Source organism: Streptomyces sp. NBRC 110611 (assembly GCF_001590865.1).
GTDB lineage: Bacteria > Actinomycetota > Actinomycetes > Streptomycetales > Streptomycetaceae > Streptomyces.
This window is the reverse complement of record NZ_BBUY01000064.1, coordinates 1239-2669: the sequence shown is the minus strand read 5'-3', so window position 1 is coordinate 2669 and position 1431 is coordinate 1239. Positions and strand designations below refer to the sequence as shown.

General features: G+C 70.4%; 1 protein-coding gene. It reads left to right on the top strand.

Annotated features, from left to right (window positions below; all coding sequences use genetic code 11):
- Nucleotides 1-1431, top strand: a 1431-nt coding sequence (locus tag AZE13_RS33285) for a zinc-binding dehydrogenase (RefSeq protein WP_147264829.1), incomplete at both ends; no start/stop codon positions are given.

The following is a 1431-nucleotide window of genomic DNA, read 5'->3' as shown; positions in this document are numbered from 1 at the left end:
GCGGGGCGGTTGCGGCCGACGCGGGTGAGGGCGTGGCGGACGTGGCGGCGGCCGCGGTGTGGGGTCTGGTGCGGTCGGCGCAGTCGGAGCATCCGGGGCGGATCGCGCTGGTGGACCTGGAGTACGGGTCCGAGGCCGGGGATGTCGCCGCGGTGCTCGCGGATCTGCCGGGCCTGCTGGCCACCGGGGATGCCCAGTTTGTGGTGCGCGACGGCGCCGTCCAGGTGGGACGGCTGGCGTCTCTGGGGAGCGGTGCGGGGCTGTTGCCGCCTGTCGGGGTGCCGTGGCGGCTGGACAGTGCGGCCAAGGGCAGCCTGGACAAGCTGGTGCTCGCGCCCTGCCCGGAGATCCTGGAGCCGCTCACCGAAGGCCAGGTCCGTATCCAGGTTCAGGCCGCCGGGGTGAACTTCCGCGACGTACTGAACGCGCTGGGGATGTATCCGGGTGAGGCCGGGCTGTTGGGTGCCGAGGCTGCGGGTGTGGTGACCGAGACCGGGCCGGGAGTGAATGGACTGCGCCCGGGGGACCGGGTGATGGGCATGGTCTTCGGTGGCTTCGGACCCGTGGGGGTGACCGATCAGCGGCTGCTGACTCGTATCCCGGAGGGCTGGTCGTACGCTCGGGCGGCGTCGGTGCCGCTGGTGTTCCTGACTGCCCTGTACGGGTTGAAGGACCTGGCGGGTCTGCGGCCGGGGCAGTCGGTCCTGATCCATGCCGGCGCCGGTGGTGTGGGTATGGCGGCGATCCAGCTGGCCCGGCATCTGGGTGCGGAGGTGTTCGCCACGGCCAGTGAGGGCAAGTGGGACACGCTGCGGGAGCTGGGTGTGGCGGACGACCACATCGCGTCGTCCCGTACTACCGACTTCGAGGCCCGTTTCCGCGAGGTCACCGAGGGCCGTGGTGTGGATGTGGTGCTCAATGCCCTGGCGGGTGAATTCGTCGACGCCTCACTGCGGTTGACCGCTCCGGGTGGCTGCTTCCTGGAGATGGGCAAGACCGACATCCGCGACCCCGAGGCCACCGCCCCGGTGCACTACCGCGCCTTCGACCTTGCTGATGCGGGTCCGGACCGGACTCAGGAGATGTTCGGGGAGCTGCTGGAGTTGTTCGCCCAGGGTGTGCTGCGTCCGTTGCCGGTGGCGAGCTGGGATGTACGACGGGCCTCTGAGGCGTTCGGGTATATGAGCCGGGCCCAGCACGTCGGGAAGATTGTGCTGACGCTGCCGCGTACGTGGGATCCGGAGGGCACGGTACTGATCACCGGTGGGACCGGTGGCCTGGCTCGCGGGTTGGCCCGGCATCTGGTGGCCGAGCGCGGGATGCGGCATCTGTTGCTGGTCAGCCGTAGTGGCCCGGACGCGCCGGGTGCTGCCGAGCTGCGGGATGAACTGGCTGCCCAGGGCGCCTCGGTGACTGTCATGGCGTGTGATG